Annotated in this window: 21 protein-coding genes, 1 tRNA gene and 1 riboswitch; of the genes, 14 read left to right on the top strand and 8 right to left on the bottom strand. The window is 59.4% G+C overall.

The genetic code is table 11. The annotated features are described in order from the left end of the window. Window positions 1-32: 32 nt before the first annotated feature. Entirely contained in the window at window positions 33-1,451 is a 1,419-nt protein-coding gene (locus KUV52_RS17715; protein WP_222527268.1) for an ATP-binding protein, read from the bottom strand. 206 nt (window positions 1,452-1,657) lie between these two features. Between KUV52_RS17715 and KUV52_RS17710 the strand changes: the two genes are divergently transcribed. The 4 genes from KUV52_RS17710 to queG are packed head-to-tail and all read left to right on the top strand — an operon-like array spanning window position 1,658 to window position 4,811. Beyond that, complete coding sequence (locus KUV52_RS17710; RefSeq protein ID WP_315900194.1) at window positions 1,658-2,185, top strand: RNA polymerase sigma factor; 528 nt, start codon at window positions 1,658-1,660, stop codon at window positions 2,183-2,185. After that, on the top strand, window positions 2,182-2,676 hold the full coding sequence (locus KUV52_RS17705) for a hypothetical protein (protein WP_222527266.1): 495 nt from the start codon (window positions 2,182-2,184) through the stop codon (window positions 2,674-2,676). The genes KUV52_RS17710 and KUV52_RS17705 overlap by 4 nt, the downstream gene beginning before the upstream one ends. 11 nt (window positions 2,677-2,687) lie before the next feature. Continuing rightward, a complete protein-coding gene (locus KUV52_RS17700; protein WP_222527265.1) occupies window positions 2,688-3,635 on the top strand; it encodes a DUF4097 family beta strand repeat-containing protein in 948 nt (315 codons plus the stop codon). Between the two features lie 36 nt (window positions 3,636-3,671). Next, a complete protein-coding gene (queG, locus tag KUV52_RS17695) occupies window positions 3,672-4,811 on the top strand; it encodes a tRNA epoxyqueuosine(34) reductase QueG (RefSeq protein ID WP_222527264.1) in 1,140 nt (379 codons plus the stop codon). Here queG and KUV52_RS17690 read toward each other — a convergent pair whose 3' ends face one another. Next, window positions 4,812-5,018, bottom strand: a complete 207-nt coding sequence (locus tag KUV52_RS17690; RefSeq protein WP_222527263.1) for a dodecin — start codon at window positions 5,016-5,018, stop codon at window positions 4,812-4,814. Window positions 5,019-5,138: 120 nt separating this feature from the next. On the opposite strand from KUV52_RS17690, the gene KUV52_RS17685 reads away from it, so the two are divergent. Both KUV52_RS17685 and KUV52_RS17680 read left to right on the top strand, forming a co-directional pair. Then, window positions 5,139-5,705: a NapC/NirT family cytochrome c gene (locus tag KUV52_RS17685; RefSeq protein WP_222527262.1), complete on the top strand. Its 567-nt coding sequence runs from the start codon at window positions 5,139-5,141 to the stop codon at window positions 5,703-5,705. 351 nt (window positions 5,706-6,056) lie between these two features. After that, window positions 6,057-6,449: a (deoxy)nucleoside triphosphate pyrophosphohydrolase gene (locus tag KUV52_RS17680; RefSeq protein ID WP_222527261.1), complete on the top strand. Its 393-nt coding sequence runs from the start codon at window positions 6,057-6,059 to the stop codon at window positions 6,447-6,449. Here the strand turns inward: KUV52_RS17680 and KUV52_RS17675 are convergent. Next, complete coding sequence (locus KUV52_RS17675; RefSeq protein WP_222527260.1) at window positions 6,446-8,101, bottom strand: methyl-accepting chemotaxis protein; 1,656 nt, start codon at window positions 8,099-8,101, stop codon at window positions 6,446-6,448. The genes KUV52_RS17680 and KUV52_RS17675 overlap by 4 nt on opposite strands. Window positions 8,102-8,310: 209 nt before the next feature. Here KUV52_RS17675 and KUV52_RS17670 point away from each other — a divergent pair, with 209 nt between their 5' ends. Beyond that, window positions 8,311-9,213 carry a 1,4-dihydroxy-2-naphthoyl-CoA synthase gene (locus tag KUV52_RS17670; RefSeq protein ID WP_222527259.1) on the top strand — a complete coding sequence of 301 codons (903 nt, stop codon included), beginning with the start codon at window positions 8,311-8,313 and terminating at the stop codon, window positions 9,211-9,213. Window positions 9,214-9,316: 103 nt separating this feature from the next. Here the strand turns inward: KUV52_RS17670 and KUV52_RS17665 are convergent. The 3 genes from KUV52_RS17665 to KUV52_RS17655 form a co-directional block, all read right to left on the bottom strand. After that, a tRNA-Gly gene (locus KUV52_RS17665) sits at window positions 9,317-9,391 on the bottom strand. 96 nt (window positions 9,392-9,487) lie between these two features. Continuing rightward, a complete protein-coding gene (locus KUV52_RS17660) occupies window positions 9,488-11,647 on the bottom strand; it encodes a S46 family peptidase (protein WP_222527258.1) in 2,160 nt (719 codons plus the stop codon). Window positions 11,648-11,741: 94 nt separating this feature from the next. Next, complete coding sequence (locus KUV52_RS17655) at window positions 11,742-12,926, bottom strand: aromatic amino acid transport family protein (protein WP_222527257.1); 1,185 nt, start codon at window positions 12,924-12,926, stop codon at window positions 11,742-11,744. 369 nt (window positions 12,927-13,295) lie between these two features. Then, a riboswitch (yybP-ykoY riboswitch) is annotated at window positions 13,296-13,407 on the top strand. A gap of 98 nt (window positions 13,408-13,505) precedes the next feature. Here KUV52_RS17655 and KUV52_RS17650 point away from each other — a divergent pair. Beyond that, window positions 13,506-14,072, top strand: a complete 567-nt coding sequence (locus tag KUV52_RS17650; RefSeq protein ID WP_222527256.1) for a TMEM165/GDT1 family protein — start codon at window positions 13,506-13,508, stop codon at window positions 14,070-14,072. A 61-nt stretch (window positions 14,073-14,133) separates the two neighbouring features. Next, the gene (locus KUV52_RS17645) at window positions 14,134-14,763 is read left to right on the top strand and encodes an esterase/lipase family protein (RefSeq protein WP_222527255.1); all 630 of its coding nucleotides are present in this window, start codon (window positions 14,134-14,136) and stop codon (window positions 14,761-14,763) included. On the opposite strand, the gene KUV52_RS17640 is transcribed toward KUV52_RS17645, so the two are convergent. Together KUV52_RS17640 and KUV52_RS17635 are read right to left on the bottom strand one after the other, a co-directional pair. Then, window positions 14,760-14,999, bottom strand: coding sequence for a YgjV family protein (locus tag KUV52_RS17640; protein WP_222527254.1), 240 nt, complete (start codon window positions 14,997-14,999; stop codon window positions 14,760-14,762). The two genes, KUV52_RS17645 and KUV52_RS17640, sit on opposite strands and share 4 nt — an antisense overlap. A gap of 229 nt (window positions 15,000-15,228) precedes the next feature. After that, a complete protein-coding gene (locus tag KUV52_RS17635; RefSeq protein WP_222527253.1) occupies window positions 15,229-16,788 on the bottom strand; it encodes an AbgT family transporter in 1,560 nt (519 codons plus the stop codon). A gap of 221 nt (window positions 16,789-17,009) precedes the next feature. Between KUV52_RS17635 and KUV52_RS17630 the strand changes: the two genes are divergently transcribed. The 5 genes from KUV52_RS17630 (at window position 17,010) to KUV52_RS17610 (ending at window position 20,998) form a co-directional block, all read left to right on the top strand. Next, window positions 17,010-17,459, top strand: a complete 450-nt coding sequence (locus KUV52_RS17630) for an Hsp20 family protein (protein ID WP_222527252.1) — start codon at window positions 17,010-17,012, stop codon at window positions 17,457-17,459. Window positions 17,460-17,595: 136 nt separating this feature from the next. Further along, window positions 17,596-18,255, top strand: a complete 660-nt coding sequence (rpiA, locus tag KUV52_RS17625; protein ID WP_222527251.1) for a ribose-5-phosphate isomerase RpiA — start codon at window positions 17,596-17,598, stop codon at window positions 18,253-18,255. An 80-nt stretch (window positions 18,256-18,335) separates the two neighbouring features. Continuing rightward, window positions 18,336-18,872, top strand: a complete 537-nt coding sequence (locus KUV52_RS17620) for a glutathione peroxidase (RefSeq protein WP_222527250.1) — start codon at window positions 18,336-18,338, stop codon at window positions 18,870-18,872. 166 nt (window positions 18,873-19,038) lie between these two features. Then, window positions 19,039-20,430 (top strand): coniferyl aldehyde dehydrogenase, encoded by a 1,392-nt coding sequence (locus tag KUV52_RS17615; protein ID WP_222527358.1) that lies wholly within the window; start codon window positions 19,039-19,041, stop codon window positions 20,428-20,430. Between the two features lies 1 nt (window position 20,431). Then, the gene (locus KUV52_RS17610; RefSeq protein WP_222527249.1) at window positions 20,432-20,998 is read left to right on the top strand and encodes a TetR/AcrR family transcriptional regulator; all 567 of its coding nucleotides are present in this window, start codon (window positions 20,432-20,434) and stop codon (window positions 20,996-20,998) included. Window positions 20,999-21,057: the final 59 nt, after the last annotated feature.

The raw sequence follows: 21,057 nt of genomic DNA, 5'->3' as shown, positions 1-21,057 counted from the left end.
GCTGCTCCTGTCACAGAGGAGTGGGACGCCGTTCAGACGTACTCTTCAGGCTGCCCCATCGCAGGGGTATAGTTTGGCGTGTGCGCGATGCCACGCTCAATCGGAAAACCTACCCTTACCTTGGTTCCCCCATACAACTGGCTTCGACTGACCTCGACGGAGAGGCCGTAGCGTTTCGCCACGGTGCTGACGATCCCAAGCCCCAAACCGGAGCGGTGCCAGGAAGCCGCTAATGTCAGATCCGGCGCATTGCTCAACTGCTGAGGAGTCAGCCCAGGCCCGGCATCCGATACGGTCACCCAAGCCCGCCCTTTGCCCTCTCTCCGAAGATTCACCAACACCTCGCTATCCGGCGGGGAGTAGCGCAAGGCATTATCAATCAGGGCATCAAGCAGTCCCCGGAGCGCCACCTCCGGGATTCGGGTCAGCATGCCTCGATCCATCCCCCGCAGCACCAAACGGCAGTTCTTGCGCCGGGCCAGGCCGTAATGGCGGGCCACGCTCAAGGAGGCTTTGCGATAGAGGTCCTGAGGAGCCACTTCCGGCTCTCCCGGTCGGGAAAGGATCAGCCAGAGGCGGGCCTGGAGCAACTGCTTCTCCAGTTTCTCCAGGTGATAGCGGGCCCGACGCTGGCCCAACGGGCCCTCGGCGATCGCCATCACCACGCCATCCACCTGCGCCTGACAGCGTTGCGCCATAGTGTTACCCAGCCGAGTCTGCTGTATCCGGGATTCGATGGCCCGTTCCCTTAGCTCCCGCAACTCCGTCACAATCGGACGCAGCTCCGTGTTAACGGAGCTCGGCTCAGGCAGCACCGCATTGTCATCACTGACCTTACCGGCCAGCTCTCTCAAGGGTCGCAGCGCCATCGCAACAATCAGTGCGGAGAACAGCAGGGTCAACGGCGTCAGAATCAACATCTGCATGCCCCACGCTTCCCGCATCCGCTGCGCCAGCAGATCGCTGGCGATGGAGCGAGGGAACGCGGTTTGCACCCAGGCATCGTGATGAACAGAGTAAACGGAGAAGGTTCGCCAGGTTTCACCGGCAAAGGGCTGATCATCAAAGCCACTTTCGCCAAGGGTCAGGCTGTTGTTAGGGTCACACTGGGCATCGACAAAGGGGGCATAGCAGCGGCCATTGATCCAGACCTGCATCCACATAGTCTGTTTACCGGCCAGGGTGGCATCACTCAAGGCCCAATCCGGTCCTTGGTCCATCCCCAATCGAATCAAAGCGCCCATCGCCCAGTCCACCAGGTCTTTACCACTCTCTGAGGGGTACTCCTCCAGCAGACGCAGGGTCACACGAGCACGCTGAGCCAACGACGCATCCACCAAAGACTGCTGCTCCTGCTTAGCCACCATATAGGATCCCAACAGCCCCAGGCCATTGGTGAGCAACACCAGCAGCGTAAAGCCCGTCAGGATGGTGGCGCGGATTGATCTCATGGCAGCAGTCCCTGGCCCTGAATACGTCAAAAACGGAAGCGGCAAAGAATGCCAAAGCTGAATGGGGTTTTCTGTGGGAGCGGTCACTCTTTAACCACAATTTCAGCCCGATCTAGCTGGCGTTCAGTTTTTTTTCATGGTCATGTAAACCCTTTGTTGCCACCAGTTTGTCAAAGATGACGAACCCGCTAATTAAGGAGTCTGCTGTGCTGGCAGAACCGGACCGGAACAACGAGATCGAGCAGGCAGAGTTGAGGCGAGCCCAAAGTGGCGATCGCAATGCGTTTGCCCGCCTTTACCAACGGCATCACCAGCGCACCTATGCGCTTTGTCTTCGCCTGATGGGTAATCCGGCCAAAGCGGAAGACGCGGTTCAGGAGGTTTATATCCGGGTTTGGCAGAAGCTGCCCCAGTTCCGCTTTGAAGCCGCATTTGCCACCTGGCTGCACCGATTGACCGTGAACCTGGTGCTGAATGAGCTCCAGCGTCAGCCCTGGTGGCAGAAGATACTGCCGCTGGAGGGGCAGGAGGAGCCAGCTGCGCCGGACTCCGGCCTTGAAGGGCTGGACCGCCTGCTGCCGAGGCTGCCGACCCGCACCCGTCAGGTGTTTGTGCTCTATGCCATTGAAGGGTATCGGCACGATGAGATTGCCACCCTGCTGAATATCCGGCCAGGTACCAGCAAAGCCCAGTACCACCGGGCCCGAGAGATGCTCAAGGAGATGCTGTCATGAGTCATGATCCTATCGAAACACTGCGACAGGCATTGCCAGACCAACTGCCGCCACAGCGTGACTTGTGGCCCGGCATTGAGCGCCAGTTGGACCGTCCGGTCACTCAGCCTCAATCGCCCTGGCAACGGGTCGCCAGCCTGATGCTGCCTTTGCTGCTCGGAACATTGCTGGGACTGGGGGGTGGTTTCTGGGCCGGACAGAGCAAGGAGCAGGATCCGCAACCGATGCTGGCGATGCTCGACGTAATGGCCAGCCAGCATCAGGCCCAGGTACTGGCCGCGCAAAGCCGCTACCTGACCATCTCCGATCGCCCTGCCGCCCCCAGTGAAGGGGAACGAACACTGCAGCAGGCCAGCAAGGAACTGCTCCAGGCACTGCGACAGGACCCATTCAATCCGGCTCTGCTTGAGCTCTGGCTATGGGTGCAGCAGAAGGAACTGGACCTGATCCACTCACAACAACAGCAGCAACGCCGTCTGCAACAACTGTAAGGAAGAGAACCATGAAACGATTACTCACTGGCGGGCTGCTGAGCCTGACCCTGTTCACTCCCCTGCTGGCCGCCGAATCGGTGGATCAGTCCCAGGCCATCGGCCCGGACCAGGCTTTGCGCGTAGCCATACCGCGGGGCCATGTGACTCTGGTTGGTACCGAGGGGGATAAGGTGACAGTAAAAGGCACCCTGGACGAAGACACCGAATCCTTCCAGTTTGAGTCTCAGGGGGATGCGGTAGTGATCAAGCTGGAACTCCCCAATAACTGGCACGACAACGGAAACAGCCGGGATCGGGGCGCCAGGCTGACCATTCACTACCCCAGCAGCCGGGCACTGGAGTTCAGCACTGTCAGCGCCGATACCGACGCCCGTGAACTGGGCTCCGCACGTATGGAAAGCGTAAGCGGTGACTTTGTCCTGACCCAATTCACCGGAAAGGCGATGGTCGAGACGGTCAGCGGCGACATCGAAGCGCGGGATCTGCAGCAGGGCGCCAATCTTGAGACCGTCAGTGGCGACATCAAGGAGCGTGGTGGCTTGGGTGAACTGCGCATCCATTCGGTAAGCGGTGATCTGGAGATTCAAAACCAGGCCAGGAAGCTCGACCTGGAAAGCGTATCCGGCGACGTCGAAGCCGCTCTGGGTCCGGTCAGTCAGCTTCGCAGCCGTACCGTCAGTGGTGAGATGACCCTGACCATGAGCGAATTAGCCTCCAGCGGCGATATCGCTCTTGAGACCGTCAGTGGCGATATTCAGCTCACCATCAAAGGGGAACTGGATGCCCGGATCAGCGCCGATACCGGACCCGGCGGACGGATCCGCAACGATTGGAGCGATGAAGCGCCCCGTCGCGGCAAGTACGTCAGCAATGAGAGCCTCGAGTTCACCATTGGGCAGGGTAACGGGTCCATTCGCCTGAACACCGTCAGCGGTGATCTGCAACTGAAAAAGTGATGGGGCCTGGCCGCAGGCGGTGCTACCCTTGCGGCCATGAGCGCTTCTACACCTGACTGGGCCGCGCTTGCGGCCCAAATCAAGTCCATCGCCCTGGAAATGGGCTTCTGTGCCGTCGGCATCGCCGATGTGGATCTCACCGAGGAGTGGCCTCGGCTGCAACAGTGGCTCGAAAGCCAGTATCACGGTGAGATGGACTACATGGCCCGGCACGGACAGATGCGGGTCCGTCCTGACGAACTTCACCCGGGGACACTGCGGGTGATCAGCGTCGCTCTGGATTACCTGCCACCGGATGCGGGCTTCGCCCAAACCCTGAAGCAGCCGGAGAAAGGGTACATCTCCCGCTACGCCGGGGGCCGGGATTACCACAAGCTGATGCGTAATCGGCTGAAGCACCTGGGTCAGCGGATTAAGGAGGTCTTGCCTGAGCTGGATTTCCGCCCCTTTGTTGACTCCGCACCATTGCTGGAACGCCCTCTGGCCCGTAATGCCGGACTGGGCTGGGTTGGCAAGCACTCACTTTTGCTAAACAAAAAGGCCGGAAGCTGGTTCTTTCTGGGAGAACTGCTGGTTAACCTGCCACTGCCGGTGGAGACTCGCCATGACGGCGACTGCGGTAGCTGCACCGCCTGCCTGACCAGTTGCCCCACCGGTGCCATCGTTGAACCCTACATAGTGGATGGCCGCCGCTGCATCTCCTACCTGACCATCGAACTGGATGGCCCGATACCGGAGCCGTTAAGAGCACCGATGGGCAATCGCATCTATGGCTGTGACGACTGCCAGTTGGTATGCCCGTGGAATCGCAGTGCGCCCCTGACCAAAGAGTCCGATTTCCACATCCGCGCGGCGTTGCATCAACCGGACCTCCTCTCCCTGTGGGGCTGGGACGAAGCGACCTTCCTGAAACACACCGAAGGCTCACCCATACGACGCATCGGGTTCCGCCGCTGGCAGCGCAACCTGGCAGTGGCACTGGGCAATGCCCCCGCAGATGCGGCGATCGTCAAAGCGCTTGAGTCCGGTATGGGCCGGGTGGATTCCATGGTGGATGAACACATCCAGTGGGCGCTGGCCCAACAGGCAGCCAAGCTGGCGGCCCCGGTTGAACCGAACCGCCAGCAGCAACGACTGATCCGTATCGTGGAAAAAGGCCTACCCCGAGACGCCTGACTACTCGTCCAGAGTGAATCCCACCTTGATAGTGACTTGCCAGTGAGCCACCTGGCCCGCCTCGATGTGTCCCCGGGTTTCCACCACCTCAAACCAACGTAATCGATGCAGGGATTGTGACGCTGTGGCAATGGCATTGCGGATGGCGTCGTCGGTGCCGACAGCTGATGAGCCTGTTAGTTCAATAAGTTTGTAGGTATGAGACATAACCGTTATCCTCTTGCGAAGGATAAAAAGTATAGAAACAGGGACCGCATCCGCTGGATCTAAACTTGAAGTAATCGAGTGTGCGGATCCAGTCTGGAATCAATACTCATTGAGGTAACTATGAATTGGCGAAACCTGTTTAAGCCCAGCGTTAAATACTCCATTTTCACCCTGATTGCCGTTGGTATCATCGTCGGCGTAGCGGGTTACTTTGTGACTCAGCAAACGCTGCACGCCACCAGTACTGATGAGTTCTGTATGACCTGCCACAGCAACCACTCTCTGAAAGATGAGGTGCTGGCGTCTGCTCACGGTAACAACCGCGCAGGCATGGTGGTTCAGTGTCAGCAGTGCCACATTGCTCAGGAGCCCTTCAACTACCTGATCAAGAAGATCATCGTATCCAAGGACATCTGGGGTTATTTGACCATCGATGGGTTTAACACTCAGGAGTGGCTGGACGCCAACCGTAAGGAGCAAGCGGATCTGGCGCTGGATTACCTGCGCAGCATCGATTCCTCCACCTGCCGCAACTGTCACAACCACATCATTGAGAACCCGCCGGAGGCCATGAAGCCTATCGCCCGTCGCATGCACGAGCGTAACTTCGCCAAAGCCCCGGATGAGCAAAAAACCTGTGTGGATTGCCACCGCGGTGTTGCTCACCCCTATCCCAAAGGCCGTTAATCGGTCCTGAGATACCGAGTTATTCGGTGATTACAACGGCGCGTCATGGACGCGCCGTTGTCGTATTCAAAACAAAAAAAACCCGGCCGAAGCCGGGTATCAGGTCCCCCACAACCCGACCAGACTGGTTGGGTCGGTACCGGGTGCAACCACCCGGGTTAAGCTCAACATGACAGTGTTGCCGCCAAGCTTCAACTCGACCCCGGGGGTTAAAACGACACAAAATAGGGATAAAATCCCTCGGCTCTATTGAGCTTGGACAGAATGGGACACCCTAATCGTCACATTCTCCAAATTTGCCCAATGAGCCAGAACTTTTCCGACTATTTGTAAACGCACGCGAGTTTAATGATGTCTCAGTCCCCTATTGAGGTCGTTGCCGCCCTCCTCATCCACCAGGATCAACTGCTGATCGCCCGCCGTCATCCGGAACGAGACCAGAGTGGATGGTGGGAGTTTCCCGGTGGAAAAGTGGAGAGTAACGAGACCCACGAAGGCGCATTGTCCCGTGAGTTGTTCGAGGAGTTGGGGATTCGGGTTACGGTTCTGGAGCGGGTTGCCACCCACACCCACGATTACGGGGACAAGGTGGTGCGATTGCACGGGTACCGCTGCCAATGGACGCCGCAGCCTATCACCCTGACCGACAGCCACGACGCCATTGAGTGGTTAGCCCCCGAAGCAGTAGAGATGGACAGCCTGGCTCCCGCAGACCGTCCACTGCTCCAGGCGTTACTGAGTTAGGGCGCTGACGCCAGCTGGAACCGGCTGAGCTGAGCCGCCAACTGGTCAGCATTTTGCTGAAGTCCTTTGCCGACAGCCCGCCCCACCTCCACGTCGTTGGCGACCTGGTCACCCAACTCGCGGATCTGCCCCACGCTGTGGTTGATCTCCTCCGACACCTTACTCTGCTCTTCGGCGGCGGTGGCGATCTGAGCGTTCATGCCATTCAGCTCAGTCAGCTGCGCACTGATCTTCGCCAAAGCCTCACCCGCCTCCCGGGTCTGGCTCAATCCGCATTGACTGCCATGCTGTCCTGCGCTCATCGCTTCGACAGCTTGTTGCGCCCCCTTCTGCAGCTTATCGATCATCTGCTGGATCTCACCGGTGGCCTCCTGAGTTCTCAGAGACAGGCTGCGCACCTCATCTGCGACCACCGCGAAGCCTCGTCCCTGCTCGCCCGCCCGGGCCGCTTCAATGGCCGCATTGAGTGCCAGCAGGTTAGTTTGGTCCGCAATGTTTCGAATCACATCCAGGATCCCGCCAATCTCATGGCTTTCAGTGGCCAGGCGTGAAACGGCACCACCCGCTTCCTGCAGGGTCTGGTCAAGGGACTCCAGATCGCCGATGGTGCGGTTCAGGATCGCCTGCCCTTCATTGGATTCCTGATCCGAGCGGGCGACCTGGTCCGCCGCATGCTGAGCATGACGGGCGACCTCAACCACGGAAGCGGTCATCTGTGCCATCGCCGACGCCACCTGATGAGTCTGGTCCCGCTGCATCTGCGCCCGAGCCACGTTCTGCTCACTGACACGATCCAACTCCTCTGAGGCCAGGCTGACCGAATGACCGCTCTGTTCCACCTCTTTAAGCACCCCGGACAGCTGCTTCTGAAGCGCGTTGGCATAGCGGGCCAGATCGCCCATCTCATCACCACGATCCAGTTTTAACTCCGTACGGAAGTCCCCTTCAGCCAGGCGGCCCAGGTAAGCGCGAACCCGCTCTGTGGGTTGCACCACAGCCCGCAGTGCCAGGGTACGTCCGCCCCAGACAAACAGCAGCATCAGGAAGCCGATCACGGAGGCGCCCCCTATCAGGGTGCTTTTCACTGCGTCATTCATCGCCGCCAGGTTGGCTTCACGGTGAGCCTCCATCGCTTCTGCCGACGAAATCAAAGCACTGGTCGGGGCCCGATCGAGGCCACGGACGCTGCTGTCGACCTCAGCCACACTGGCCCCTTGAGCCAGTGCACGCTCGCCCCGCTGGTACCCTGAGAACAACGCCTTGTGATCAATACGAAACTGAGCAATCACGCCCGCTTCCTGCGTCATCCCCAGCGTCTTTAGCTGGGACTCCAGCGCCTGGGCTGTGGACTGAATCGAGGCTTGGTGGTTCTCCACCCGCACCCAGTAATCCTTCGGCTCACGCCCACGCAGCAGCAGGTTTTTCCACTCCTGCACCTGGGTTTTGAACTCATTGTTCAGCGAGTACACCGCATTCTGAGCCGTTTTCTGTGCCGCCATCTGGCTCTGAAAATGCTCAGCCACGCTCAGCTGCTTCGCCAGCATCAGAGCAAATGCGCCACCGATCAGCGCCATTCCAAAGATAAAGATCCCAACCAGCTTGGTACGGATACGAACACGTTCCAGTGGCTTCACTACCCAGCGCTCAAACATGATGCTCCCTTGCTAATGCTCTCTTAACGCGATCGACAACGAGTGACCCCCGTTCACTCACGTCGTCATAATACTGTAACTCTCTCGTCAATAAAGCGTTCGTCGCGGATTACGTGATGGATCTGGCCCTCGTTACCTGCTCAGCAGTGTTGACGGCCATCGAGCAACTCCCTAGCCTTTTGGCATCCATTCTTCCATTGGCTGGAACCATGACTGACACCAAGCGCGAAATCTTCAACCCGGACCTGTGGGATCAGGTGCCTGGCTTCGATTTTGAAGACATCACCTACCACCGTGCCAAAGACCAGGGCACCGTCCGAATCGCTTTTAATCGGCCGGACTGCCTCAACGCTTTCCGTCCCAAAACCGTGGATGAGCTTTTCACCGCTCTGGACCATGCCCGTCAATGGTCCGACGTAGGTTGCGTGCTGATCACCGGTAATGGTCCCTCTAAGAAGGGACAGTGGTCCTTCTCCTCCGGTGGCGATCAACGCATCCGCGGCAAAGATGGCTACAAGTACGAAGGCGCCGAAGCGGGCACGGCGGATCTGGCCCGTATGGGCCGTCTGCACATCCTTGAGGTGCAGCGCCTGATCCGCTTTATGCCCAAGGTGGTGATTGCGCTGGTACCCGGCTGGGCAGTGGGTGGCGGTCACAGCCTGCATGTGGTGTGCGACCTGACTCTGGCGTCGAAAGAGCATGCCATCTTCAAGCAAACGGACCCGGATGTGGCCAGCTTCGATTCCGGTTATGGCTCCGCCTACCTGGCCAAGATGATCGGCCAGAAGCGTGCCCGTGAGATCTTCTTCTGCGGCTTTGACTACAGCGGCCAGGAAGCCTACGAGATGGGCATGGTGAACAAGGTGGTGCCCCACTTTGAGCTGGAAGAGGAAGCGCTGCGCTGGGGTGAAGCGATCAACTCCAAATCCCCCACCGCCATGCGGATGCTGAAGTACGGCTTCAACCTGCCGGACGATGGTCTGGTGGGACAGCAGCTGTTTGCCGGTGAGGCGACGCGCCTGGCCTACGGCACTGAAGAGGCCCAGGAAGGCCGTGATGCATTTCTGGAGAAACGTCCGAAGGAGTTCTCCAAGTTCCCCTGGCACTACTGAGCCGGTACGAGACCGACAAGTGGAAAAACGGCCCCGAGGGGCCGTTTTTTTGTCTCAACAGGCACAAAAAAACCGACTCAGCCGAGTCGGTTTTTCTGGATTCTGGAGCGGCTAGTGGGAATCGAACCCACATCACAAGCTTGGGAAGCTTGGGTAATAGCCATTATACGATAGCCGCTTACGTCACCTACTTTATTCAACCGGGCCGTAACTTGGCAAGCGGCAGTCACACGACTGCCGCATCTTTGCGCAACCCGGGTTCGGGACAATGGTGTTACTTAACGATCTCCATCTCATCCAGCAGGTTGTCAGCACCGTCCAGATACTTCATCACCCACAGCATGTAGCGGCTGTCCACATGGATGGAGCGGTTCAGTTCCGGATTGAACGCCCAGTCACCGGTGATGCTCTCGTAGACGCCATCAAACAGCAGGCCAACCAGTTCCGCGCGACCGTTCAGGGTCGGAGAACCGGAGTTGCCGCCGGTGGTATCCAGATTAGAGAGGAAGTTCACCGGCACAGAGCCCACGGCCTTATCGGCGAACTCGCCGTAGCGGCCCTCGGCAATCAGCTCAAGCTGCTTGGCGGGCGCATCAAACGGCACCACGCCAGTGGCTTTGCGAGCCAGACCTTCCATGGTGGTGAACGGGGTTGCCACCAGACCATCCTGCGGGCTGTAACCCCCTACGGTGCCGTAGGTCAGACGCAGGCTGGAGTTGGCGTCGGCGTAAACCGGGCGACCCTGGGACTGGTTGTAGGCGATGATCGCGGCCATGTATTGCGGACGCACCTTCAGCAGTTGACCAGCCAATTCCTTATCTTTCTTCTCCTTGGCCATCACGGTGTCGTAGTTGGCCACGGCGAAACGGATAAAGGGATCACTGCTATGCTCGAACGCTTCCGGCGTCTTATCGAACCAGGCCAGACGAACTTCCGGATCCGCCAGTTCAGTGGTGGCGTACATGCTGTCCAGCTTGGTCTTCAGCTTGTCGGCGTCAACCTTATCACCAATGCCGAAGATCCGATCCAGCACCGGCTCACGCTCCGCGGCAGGCAGTGCAGCGTAACGCATCAGCAGGTGGTGCAGGATCATCTTGTCCACCTCAGCGTCAAAGCGGCGGTCCATCCGCTCCAGGCCCGCTTTAAAGCCATCCCAGTCACGCTCCTGGTAACCCGCTTCCCGCTCCAGATCCGGCTTCTGCTTCTCCTGAGCCAGGCGGTAGAGACGCTGGGCCACGTTGGTCATCTGGTTGTAGCGGAGGTAACCGAGGATCAGGTCCCGCTCCGCGTGCTCCCACTCTTCCGCCACCAGACGATCCAGTTGGGCCATCACATCGCCATACTTGGCGGCACGGTCGCCTTCACCGCGGATCCAGGCCACCAGGGCGTCCTGCTCCTTCTGCTTGGCCGCCAGCATGCCGGTCTTGGCATAGCCTTCGATCATGCTCTGGTAGTTCTTGGCGTAGTTGGCCAGGCCGGCCAGGGTGCCTTCGTACTTGATGCGGGCTTCAGAGCCGGGCTCAGAGTGGGTCTTGATCAGATCGATCAGCTCTTCACGCAGCACTTTGGCCTGGGGATACACGGTTTCGAAGTAGGTCTTCACCTCTTCGGCGGTGCGGTAACGGTTAGTGCGGCCCGGGTAACCCGCCACCATCACGAAATCTCCATCGGAGAGGCCGGCAGAGGAGACTTTCAGGAATCGCTTCGGAATGTAGGGGACGTTGTCTTCGCTGTACTCAGCGGGTTTGCCGTCCGGCCCGACGTAGGCACGGAAGAAGGCAAAATCACCGGTGTGACGGGGCCACATCCAGTTGTCGACGTCACCGCCATACTTACCCACGCTCAGAGCGGGGGTGTAGCTCAGGCGCACATCTTTGATCTCCAGCTCCTTGATCAGGAAGTACTGGGCACCATGATGGAAGTTGTAGACGTCGCAACGGGTGTTGGGCTCGCTTTCACACTCGGCCACCAGCCCCTTGGTGCGCTGCTCAATGGCATCCCGGTAGGCGGCACCGGTCAGGTTGGCGTCAACCGCGCCCACAACCTGATCGGTCACCGGCGTGATGGACTCGGTGATCCAGATCTTGTACCCGGGCACCGGCGCTTTCTCATCCGCCAGCGTTTTGGCCAGGAATCCGGTTTCCAGGATGTTGTCTTCCGGGGTGGAGTGGTATTGGATCGCCCCGTAGCCGCAGTGATGGTTGGTCACCAGCAGGCCCTTGGGGGAAACAAAGGAGGCGGTGCAGCCTCCGAAGTTGATGACCGCATTCATCGGGAATGCGGTGAGATCGCTCATGGTGTTGGCGTCCACCTCAAGGCCAAGCGCCTTGAGTTCTTCTGCCAGTGCGGGCAGCTGGTGGGGCTGCCACATCCCTTCATTGGCGGCCGCGCCCAGAGGCAGCAGCAACGCCAGTGTACTCATCCATTTGTTCATTCTGATCTCCGAGTTCCTTGCGGGCACGACACCCGTCGCGCCCGCGAGAGTAACACGAAGGTCAATATGGGGTTAACCAGCCAGAAACATTTGATTACATTGCACTGGCCAGCTGCGCGCCCATTACGGTCAGGCCGCCCACCACCGCCAGTGCCAGGGCCGGCCGGCCTCCCGCCACCTGGTAACCGCCAGCCTCGCCACGCAGACGATGGGCCATCGCCACCGGCAGCAGCACCATCAACACCACCAAAGGCAGCGCGGCGAAGCCCAGTACCGCTACAAAGCCCTCCGGCAGGTAGAGTGCCAGCGCCAGAGGTGGCAGGAAGGTCAGCAACCAGGTCTGGCCCCGGCCGGTGAGGCTGCCATCACGACGGCACAGTTCCGCCAGGTAGTCGAACAGGCTGAGGGTCACGCCCAGGAAGGAGGTCAGCAGCGCCAGATCGGCAAAGGCGGTCAACACCTGTCCCAGCCAGCCGGACTCCGGGCTCAACGCCTTCACCAGGCCAGTCAGCGCAGCACCCTGCCCCAGGCTTGCCTGCTCCGCCGGTGTCAGCGGACCCAGTGCCGCCAGCAGCCACAGGGCGTAACACACCAGCGGCAGTGCAGAGCCAAACAGCAAAGCGGTGCGCAGGGTCTTCACATCACCATCCAGGTAACGCACCAAGGAGGGGATGCAGACGTGGAAACCGAAGGAGGTGATCATCACCGGCAGCGCAGCCACCCAGATCCCGCCATCCTGCGCAGCAGTGGCCAGATCCGCAATCAGGTTGGTGCTCTCCGCCTTGGGCAGCAGGCTGCTCAGTACCGCCACCATCGCCACCATTTTCAGTGCAAACAGTACCCGTACCAGGCGATCCACCGAGGTCATGCCCAGCAGCACCACGCCCCCCACGACCAGGGTAAAGACCCCGGTGGCGACGGCGGGTGAAAGGTTGAACCAGGGGGCCAGCTTCAGACTCAGCAGTGAGGCGCCTCCGGTCAGGTAGGCGGCGGTCAGTGCGTACAGCAACGCCAGCATCGCCAGACCGGCAATGCCCTGGGCGACGGGGCCCAACACCTGGCCGGTCATTCCGTGGAGGTTGGTATCCGCCCCCACCTTCAGGTTGACCTCCATCACCAGCAAAGCGCAGTAACCGGAGAGCGCCCAGACCAGGGTCATCAGTGCCAGGGCCGGCCAGAAGCCGATGGCGGCAGTAGAGATAGGGAGCGCCAGCATACCTGCGCCGATGGAGGTTCCGGCCACAATCAGAGTGGCACCAATCAGTTTACTTCGTGTCATTGTCGTCGTTCGTTATGGGTAAACGTCTGACGTCAGGGCGGGAAAATTGGGGAGAGGGAGGAGAGAAGGTTGCGCGTCCGCCACCACACCGTCTTGCCAATTGATCCCCGACCGTCGGTCGGTTTCAATTAGCCCTAATGGCGTCGTGGCTGTGGAGGTTAACTCACACTCGACGATGCCATCAGGGCTGGCAAAATCGAGCGTAATAATACGCTTGCTGGTGCATGAATCTTCTCTCGTAAAATGCCCAATCAGGCTATGTCAGGGGCCCGCATCACCACAAGTGATGAGGATCACACTTCTTCAACTTGCCCGAATTAAGCTCGGCGTGGTTGTGCATGGGCAGCGTCGCTGACTATAATGTCGCCGCCTCGGGGGAGTAGCCTCTCCTTACCCTTCAAGTTGGCGGCCATCAACATAATTGCTCCACAGAGCATGGTGGTCGCGGTCCCGGATCTGGTTTCACCAGCGTCACCGGACTTGGCAAGACTCGCGGCACAATGGCCCGCCCAGCATAATTCGGGGCGGCGCGGTTCATTGTGCCGTTGAATTGGTCAGTCCGCCCCGTCTCAATCTGTTATGGAAGCTCTGTTCTCCTCCACGCTGGCCGTGGCCATCGCCGAGATTGGCGACAAAACTCAGTTACTCGCGTTTGTGCTTGCCACCCGTTTTCACCGGCCTGTGGTGATCTGCCTGGGGATCCTGGCCGCCACTCTGCTCAATCACGCTGCTGCCGCCTACTTCGGCGCCTGGATTGGTGAGTGGCTGAATGGCGATATGGGCCGTTACCTGTTGGCAGGCTCGTTCATCGCAGTGGCTCTTTGGATGCTGATCCCCGACAAGGTGGAAGCGGAAGAGAGCCCGCTCTATCGCTACGGCCCCTTCCTTGCCACCTTCGTACTGTTTTTCCTGGCGGAGATCGGCGATAAAACTCAGGTTGCCACCGTATTGCTGGCGGCAAAGTATGACGACCTGTGGATGGTGATCAGCGGCACCACCATCGGCATGATGCTGGCCAACGTACCGGTGGTTCTGGCGGGCAAACTCTCTGCCGACAAATTGCCGATGACCTGGATCCACCGGGGCAGTGCTGCCCTGTTTGTGGTCTTTGGTCTGCTGACTCTGGTCACCCCGGATCTCGGGTAAAATCATGGACGCCGCGCGGCCTGCGCTGTTAGGCTCGGGCCGTTAGCACTGAGGGGGCGATATGACGCAGAAGGTAGTGTTGCTGCATGGACTGTACATGCATGAGTTGGTGATGTGGCCGCTGGCGCGCCGCCTCAACCGCTTGGGCTGGCAAACCGAATGCCTGAGCTACAACAGCGTCAATATCGATACAGAGCAGTTGTTTCAGCGGATCGATAACGCCCGCCCGGAAGGGCCCGCTTTCCTGGTGGGCCACAGTCTGGGCGGTGTGCTGCTGCATCAATACACGGAGAACCGCCAACTGCCGGAAGGCAGCCGGGTGGTGACTCTGGGAAGCCCCCTGCAAGGCGCCCTGCTCGCCGACCGTTTGGCCCGCTGGCGCCTTTCCGGTTTCATCGGCAACGCAGGCCACAACGGCCTCTTCTCCAATGGCCTGCGGCGCTGGAACAGCGAGGTTGCACTGGGCAGCCTCGCCGGCAATGCCGGTTTCGGGTTTGGACAGTTGCTGGGAGGGATGCCGTCGGACACTGAGCACGACGGCACAGTACTGCTGCCGGAAACGCGTCTGGAAGGGATGAGCGATCACATTACGCTGCCACTCACCCACACCAGTATGCTCCTGTCAGAAGCGGTCGCCGTTCAGACCGACCACTTCCTCAGGCTCGGGCGGTTTCAGCACCCGACGAACTAGGCTTGCGCCGCTTCGTGCTGATAGATTTTGTAGAGGTAGTAGGCGTCAATAAAGACGATAAAGCCGTTTACCAGAGCGACGGGATAGGCGGAGATCGCCAGCCCGTATGCCACAAAGAGTGCCGCTCCCACCAGGTTCCACCATCTCAGTTTCTTGATGTCGGACATCATCAGTGAGTACGCCACCACGATCGACGCGGCGTAACCAACCCACTCCCACACCGTTGCCATCTCCATCCCGACTCCTCATCGACGTTTATGCGTCATTCAGTAAATCATTGTTAGCATTTTCGTAACTGAACGCCATTTTGCCCAGTCGATGACAGAAAAAGTGAGACCGGGCACACAAAGTCAGGGCATCACGCCCAAGATTTTTGTTTTTTAGTTTCAAAACAGTCACTCAGGGACAATTTCAGCCTGCGGGCACAAAAAAGGGCGGCCCACTGGGCCGCCCTGAAGTTAACCATCAGAAACCTAAAGGGATACCAAAGGTAAAGAATCCCACCAACAGGGCACTCCAGGCGATCAGGAACGCGATCGAGTAGGGCACCATCATGGCAATGAGATCACCGAAGCTCAGATCCGGTTTGTACTTACGCATAAAGGCCAGGATCACACCGGCGTAGCTCATCATCGGGGTTATGATGTTGGTCGAAGAGTCCGCGACCCGGTAAGCCGCAGCCACCAGGTCCGGGGTCATCTGCGGATTCACCTGATAAAGCATGGGCACAAAGATGGGGCCGAGCAGCATCCACTTGGAGGTGAGCCCTCCCACAAACAGGTTGATCAGTGCCGTAGTCAGGATAAACCCGACGATCAGCAGGATCGGGAACTGCTGCAGACCCAGCGCCTCCAGGAAACTGGCCCCCAGATAGGTGACGTAGGTGCCCAGCCCGGAGTAGCCGAGCAATCCGAGGAAGTTGTAGCAGAAGAAGGTGAGCACCAGGATGTATCCCATGGTGTTCATCTGCTTAACCATCGCCTGTACCACATCCTTCAGCGCCCGGAATTTGCCAGTGGCGGTACCAAAGGCCACCCCAACCAGGGTAAACACCAGGGCAATCAGCAGGATCACGTTATTGAGGTAGGGGGTAACCGTGCGGCCGCTCTCGTCCACATAGGGCGCCAACGGGCCCATCGCCAGGGCCGCCACCAACCCCAGTGCCAGCAACAGCCCCCAGAGGGCGGCTTTCAGTCCGCGGGACTCTTCCGGCGTGACGGAGAAGTCGGAAAGATCCATCTCCTCCGGCAGTTGATAGCTCATCTTATTCAACCGCGGCGCGACAAAGCGCTGAGTCACCCAGGCCCCCAGCCCCGCCAGTACAAAGGTGGAGACAAAGATAAAGTAGTAGTGCATGGTCGCTGGCGTCAGAACCCGGCCATCCGCCGTTTCAAAAGGCACCCCCTGTGACTCGGCAAACACCTGGGCATTCAGGCCGATGATCACGTCCACCGGTGTGGCGGGGATCAGGTTGGCACTGAAACCGGCAGACACACCAGCAAACGCGGCCGCCATACCAATCAGCGGGTTTTTGCCCAGACCGGCGTAGAGCATGCCCGCCAGTGGCACCAGAACCAGGTAGCCCGCATCAGTGGCGATGGAACTCATGATCCCCAGAAACACCACAGCCGGCGCCAAAAAACGATCGCTCAATCGGGTGCCCAGTTTTTTGATAACGGCGGTCAGCAGGCCGGAGTGTTCCGCTACCCCGACACCCAGCATCACGATCAGGATCACCCCAAGTACGCCGCCACCAAAGCCGAGCCAGTTTTTCAGCAGGGCGTTATCAAACAGCCAGCGAACGTGCTCGGTGTCGGTCATATCCTTGATGGTATGCACCACCACACCGCCATCGGCGCCGGGAGTTTCAAATGTCAGCCCGCCAATAAAGGTGGTCAGTATCAGGCTGAGAACCAGCAGGCTCATAAAGATGATCACCGGATCGGGGATCGCTTTGCCGATCCGTTCGATCAGGCCCAATACGCCGGACGGCGACGGTTCAGCTGAAGAGGAGGTTTGCGTCATGCTTTATCCCTATTGTTGTTATTGCTGTTCTCCCAGTGTGCCGCCACGCTAGCAATCCCCGGCGCCGATGTAAAACCCTCTCCCCTCTGGGCCGATGCCCTCTTTGAAATTTTTTTATTCATGCCCCTTGAAAGGCAAATACCTCCGCCCCAGATCCTGGGTACGGGTGCTCAATGGAGGCCCGTTTACTGACAACTGTTGCTCAATAGAGGACATACACAATGCGTACTATCGATCTGACCCCCCTGTACAAATCCGCCATCGGCTTTGATCGCTTTGCCAAGGTGATGGACGAAGCGATGCGTGTCGAACAAGGAGGCTTCCCTCCCTACAACATCGAACTGGTGGAACAGGACAAATACCGCATCACCATGGCGGTCGCCGGATTCAGCCAGGATGAACTGGACATCGAAATCGAAGGCGACACCCTGCGCATCGAAGGCACCAAAGCCAAATCCGATGCCGCCCGGCAGTTCCTGCATCAGGGCATTGCCGAACGCAACTTCAAGCGCCGCTTCCGTCTGGCCGACCACGTTAAGGTGGTGGGCGCCGACCTGCAGAACGGACTCCTCCACGTTGAACTGGAGCGTGAGATCCCGGAAGCCCTCAAGCCGCGCAAAATCACCATCGGAGGCAGCGAGCCCCGGGTGATTGAGGCCAAAGCCTCATAAACCGATTCCCTCCCTGTTCTTGTGTTTTTTGCCAAGGCTTCGGCCTTGGCTTTTTTATGTCCGCTTTACTTAGGGCGACAGCGACGCGTATCCCCACTATAATCGCGGCAAAAAACGCCCCTCTGGAGAACCCACAATGTCTCAAGACGCCCTGAAAAAAGCCGCCGCGCTGGCCGCCCTCGACTACGTAGAACGCGACAGCATCGTTGGTGTTGGTACCGGTAGCACCGTGAATCACTTTATCGATGGTCTGGGCACCATCCGTGATCAGATCCGCGGCGCGGTATCCAGCTCCGAAGCCTCCACCGAACGTCTTAAGGCGCTGGGCATTGAGGTGTTCGATCTCAACAGCGTTAATGAACTGTCCATCTACGTGGACGGTGCGGACGAGATCAACCACAGCATGGACATGATCAAGGGGGGCGGCGCCGCTCTGACCCGGGAAAAGATCGTGGCTTCCGTGGCCAAAAAGTTCATCTGCATCGCCGACGAGAGCAAGCTGGTGGACACCCTGGGTCAGTTCCCGCTGCCGGTTGAGGTGATCCCGATGTCCCGTTCCGCCGTGGCGCGAGCCATTGTGAAGATGGGTGGCGATCCGGTGTATCGTGAAGGCTGCATCACCGACAACGGTTGCCAGATCCTGGATGTGCACAGCTGGGAGATCACCGATCCCAAGACTCTGGAAGCGGATCTGAACAACCTGGTTGGCGTTGTCACCAATGGTCTGTTCGCCCTGCGCGGTGCCGACGTACTGCTGCTGGGTACTGCCGAAGGGGTGAAAACCATCACCGCCTGAGGGCCTGAACTGCCCGGCGGGTGATCGCCCACACCGCCGGGTGCGTTGGAACGGAATCAAACCTTGGCAAGGAGCCGATGATGAGAGCGTTACTCCCCCTGTTGCTGCTGGCTAGCGCCAGTGTTTCTGCCGCCCAGTGTCCCGCCTGGCTCGACACTGAAAAGCGCCGCCTGCATTCCAATGAAACCGTGGACCTGTGTGAGCTGACCGCCGACAAAGCGGTGCTGCTGGTTAACACGGCCAGTCACTGTGGCTTCACCCCTCAATTCAAGCAGTTGGAAGCGCTGCACCAGCAGTATGGTCCCAAGGGTCTGGTGATCATCGGCATGCCCTCCGATGACTTTTTCCAGGAAGCGGATGATGAGGCGGAAACCGCCGACGTCTGTTACCGCAACTATGGCGTTACCTTCACCATGCTGACGCCCGCCGAAGTCCGGGGCTCTGATGCCGACCCGATCTTCGCCGAACTGGCCCGCCAGGGAGGTGCCCCCAAGTGGAACTTCTACAAGTACCTGGTGGACAGCGACGGCAACCTGGTGGATTACTGGTCGCCGAAAACCAAGCCGGACGACCCGGAGATCACCGGCGCAATTGAGACGCTTCTCGGCGAATTATGAGCCCCCATTCGAAACGGCACCTTGCAGTGCCGTTTTTTGTTCGCTACCTTTAGACCGACCAATCAGTCGAGCATTTTGTCACCACAAGGAGCTTCCCGTGAGCGAACAGCCCCATGTCACCGATTCCGTTGCCCAGGAAGAGAGTCCCCACTTTCATCCGGGCCAGATGAACGCCCTGCTGGAACGCCAGCGTCAGGCCTATCTGAACGCCCCCATGCCCAGTCTGGAGGAGCGCAAAGCCAAACTGGAAACGCTGAAGGCGGCCCTGCTCTCCCACAAGGACGCCCTGTGTGATGCCTTAAGCCAGGACTTCGGACACCGTGCCAAATACGACACACTGCTGTCCGATGTGATGCCCTGTGTGGGCAACATCGACTACACCATCAAGCGCCTGGGTAACTGGATGAAGCCCTCCCGCCGCAGTCCGGGCCTGCTGCTCAGCCCCGCCAGCGTGACGGTGCACTACCAGCCTCTGGGCGTTGTTGGCATTCTGGTGCCCTGGAACTTCCCGGTGATGCTCTCCATTGGCCCGCTGATCACCGTTCTGGCGGCGGGGAACCGCGCCATGATCAAGCTCTCGGAGTTCACCCCCGCCACCAACCAGGCCATTCGCGCCCTGCTGGCTGAGGCCTTTGACGACGATGAGGTGGCCATCATTGAGGGAGAGGCCGATGCTGCAGCCGCCTTCAGTGCCCTGCCCTTTGACCACCTGCTGTTCACCGGCTCCACCGCAGTGGGCAAGCACGTGATGCGTGCCGCGGCAGACAATCTGACGCCGGTGACTCTGGAGTTGGGGGGAAAGTCACCCACCATCATCGGTCCGGATATGGATATCGATACTGCCGTAGAACGGATGATCTGGGGCAAATGCCTGAACGCGGGCCAGATCTGCACCTCCCCGGACTATGTTCTGCTGCCCCGACACAAAATGGACGCCTTCGTTGAGGCCTACCGCAAGCGCTTTGCCCGCTTCTACCCCAAAGGGCTCGCCAGCGACGACTACACCTCCGTAGTGAACCCCCGTCAATATCAGCGATTGACCGACACCCTTGAGGACGCCGTCGCCAAAGGGGCTGTGGCACTTCCGGCCACCGAAACCTACCGGGATGACGAACGTCATCGTCTGGCCACCGTCCTGCTCGCCGGGGTCAATGATGAGATGCGGGTGATGCAGGAGGAGATCTTTGGTCCCCTGCTGCCGCTGGTCCCCTACGACAGCATCGACGAAGCGATCGCCTATATTCAGGCGCGCCCGCGCCCCTTGGCGCTCTATCTGATGAGCTTTGATGAGGCGCTGCAGGAGCGGGTTCTGGTGGAAACCCATGCGGGAGGCGTCAGCATCAATGACACCGTCCTCCATGTGGCAGCCGAGGACGCGCCGTTTGGTGGCATCGGGCCATCCGGCATGGGCCACTATCATGGTCACGAGGGTTTCCTGACCTTCAGCAAAGCCAAGACGGTTCTGAAGCGGGGCAAATTCAACAGCGCCAAGTTCGTGCACCCGCCCTACGGCAATGCCATCCACAAACTGATGCTGAAGTTCTTCCTGCGGAATTGAGATGAGCAAGAGCAAAAGGGACCAGATCCTCGACACCGCGCTGACGCTCTTCGTCCAGCAAGGGATCGCCGCCACGGCCACCGCCCAGATTGCCAAATCGGCGGGGGTGGCCACGGGCACGCTGTTCCACCACTTTCCCAGCAAGGCGGACCTGGTGGAAGCGCTCTACCTGGGCGTGAAGGGCCAGCTGGCCGAGGCGATGACCACCGAACCGCCGGACTGCCCTCTGCAACACCTGGCGCGGCAATACTGGGAGCGTGGTCTGGACTGGGCGCTGGCGCACCCCAAGGCGCTTCAGTTTTTGCAGATCGCCGGGATGCAGGGGCATGAGGATCGTACCCTCCGCCATCAGGCGATCACCGAGCTGCTGCCCTTTATCCCTGCCCTGCTTGAGCAGGGCCAGGTTGAGGGGCTGCTGCGTCCATTACCGGCCGATCTGGTGCTGGAGCAGTGCCACAGCCAGTTTATGAGTGCAGCCGCCTTCTTTATCGGTGAGCCGGAGAAGGCGTCCCAGCCTCATTACCGGGATGCCGCCTTCTCCCTGTTCTGGCAGAGCATGGCCTATTAACAGAACCAATGACTTAATGCTGCTGCCGCCGTCGGCTTTTTCGCCACATCGGCAGCGCA

This window comes from Ferrimonas balearica (assembly GCF_019802055.1).
GTDB lineage: Bacteria > Pseudomonadota > Gammaproteobacteria > Enterobacterales > Shewanellaceae > Ferrimonas > Ferrimonas balearica_A.
This window is presented reverse-complemented; position numbering and strand designations above follow the sequence as displayed.

Coding starts and splice junctions, on each gene's coding strand:
- queG (WP_222527264.1), top strand. CDS start 3,672: ATGAGCGCTTCTACACCTGACTGGGCCGCGCTTGCGGCCCAAATCAAG.
- KUV52_RS17655 (WP_222527257.1), bottom strand. CDS start 12,926: ATGACACGAAGTAAACTGATTGGTGCCACTCTGATTGTGGCCGGAACC.
- KUV52_RS17650 (WP_222527256.1), top strand. CDS start 13,506: ATGGAAGCTCTGTTCTCCTCCACGCTGGCCGTGGCCATCGCCGAGATT.
- KUV52_RS17620 (WP_222527250.1), top strand. CDS start 18,336: ATGAGAGCGTTACTCCCCCTGTTGCTGCTGGCTAGCGCCAGTGTTTCT.
- KUV52_RS17670 (WP_222527259.1), top strand. CDS start 8,311: ATGACTGACACCAAGCGCGAAATCTTCAACCCGGACCTGTGGGATCAG.
- KUV52_RS17610 (WP_222527249.1), top strand. CDS start 20,432: ATGAGCAAGAGCAAAAGGGACCAGATCCTCGACACCGCGCTGACGCTC.
- KUV52_RS17700 (WP_222527265.1), top strand. CDS start 2,688: ATGAAACGATTACTCACTGGCGGGCTGCTGAGCCTGACCCTGTTCACT.
- rpiA (WP_222527251.1), top strand. CDS start 17,596: ATGTCTCAAGACGCCCTGAAAAAAGCCGCCGCGCTGGCCGCCCTCGAC.
- KUV52_RS17680 (WP_222527261.1), top strand. CDS start 6,057: ATGTCTCAGTCCCCTATTGAGGTCGTTGCCGCCCTCCTCATCCACCAG.
- KUV52_RS17635 (WP_222527253.1), bottom strand. CDS start 16,788: ATGACGCAAACCTCCTCTTCAGCTGAACCGTCGCCGTCCGGCGTATTG.
- KUV52_RS17640 (WP_222527254.1), bottom strand. CDS start 14,999: ATGGAGATGGCAACGGTGTGGGAGTGGGTTGGTTACGCCGCGTCGATC.
- KUV52_RS17660 (WP_222527258.1), bottom strand. CDS start 11,647: ATGAACAAATGGATGAGTACACTGGCGTTGCTGCTGCCTCTGGGCGCG.
- KUV52_RS17675 (WP_222527260.1), bottom strand. CDS start 8,101: ATGTTTGAGCGCTGGGTAGTGAAGCCACTGGAACGTGTTCGTATCCGT.
- KUV52_RS17685 (WP_222527262.1), top strand. CDS start 5,139: ATGAATTGGCGAAACCTGTTTAAGCCCAGCGTTAAATACTCCATTTTC.
- KUV52_RS17705 (WP_222527266.1), top strand. CDS start 2,182: ATGAGTCATGATCCTATCGAAACACTGCGACAGGCATTGCCAGACCAA.
- KUV52_RS17715 (WP_222527268.1), bottom strand. CDS start 1,451: ATGAGATCAATCCGCGCCACCATCCTGACGGGCTTTACGCTGCTGGTG.
- KUV52_RS17645 (WP_222527255.1), top strand. CDS start 14,134: ATGACGCAGAAGGTAGTGTTGCTGCATGGACTGTACATGCATGAGTTG.
- KUV52_RS17615 (WP_222527358.1), top strand. CDS start 19,039: ATGAACGCCCTGCTGGAACGCCAGCGTCAGGCCTATCTGAACGCCCCC.
- KUV52_RS17690 (WP_222527263.1), bottom strand. CDS start 5,018: ATGTCTCATACCTACAAACTTATTGAACTAACAGGCTCATCAGCTGTC.
- KUV52_RS17630 (WP_222527252.1), top strand. CDS start 17,010: ATGCGTACTATCGATCTGACCCCCCTGTACAAATCCGCCATCGGCTTT.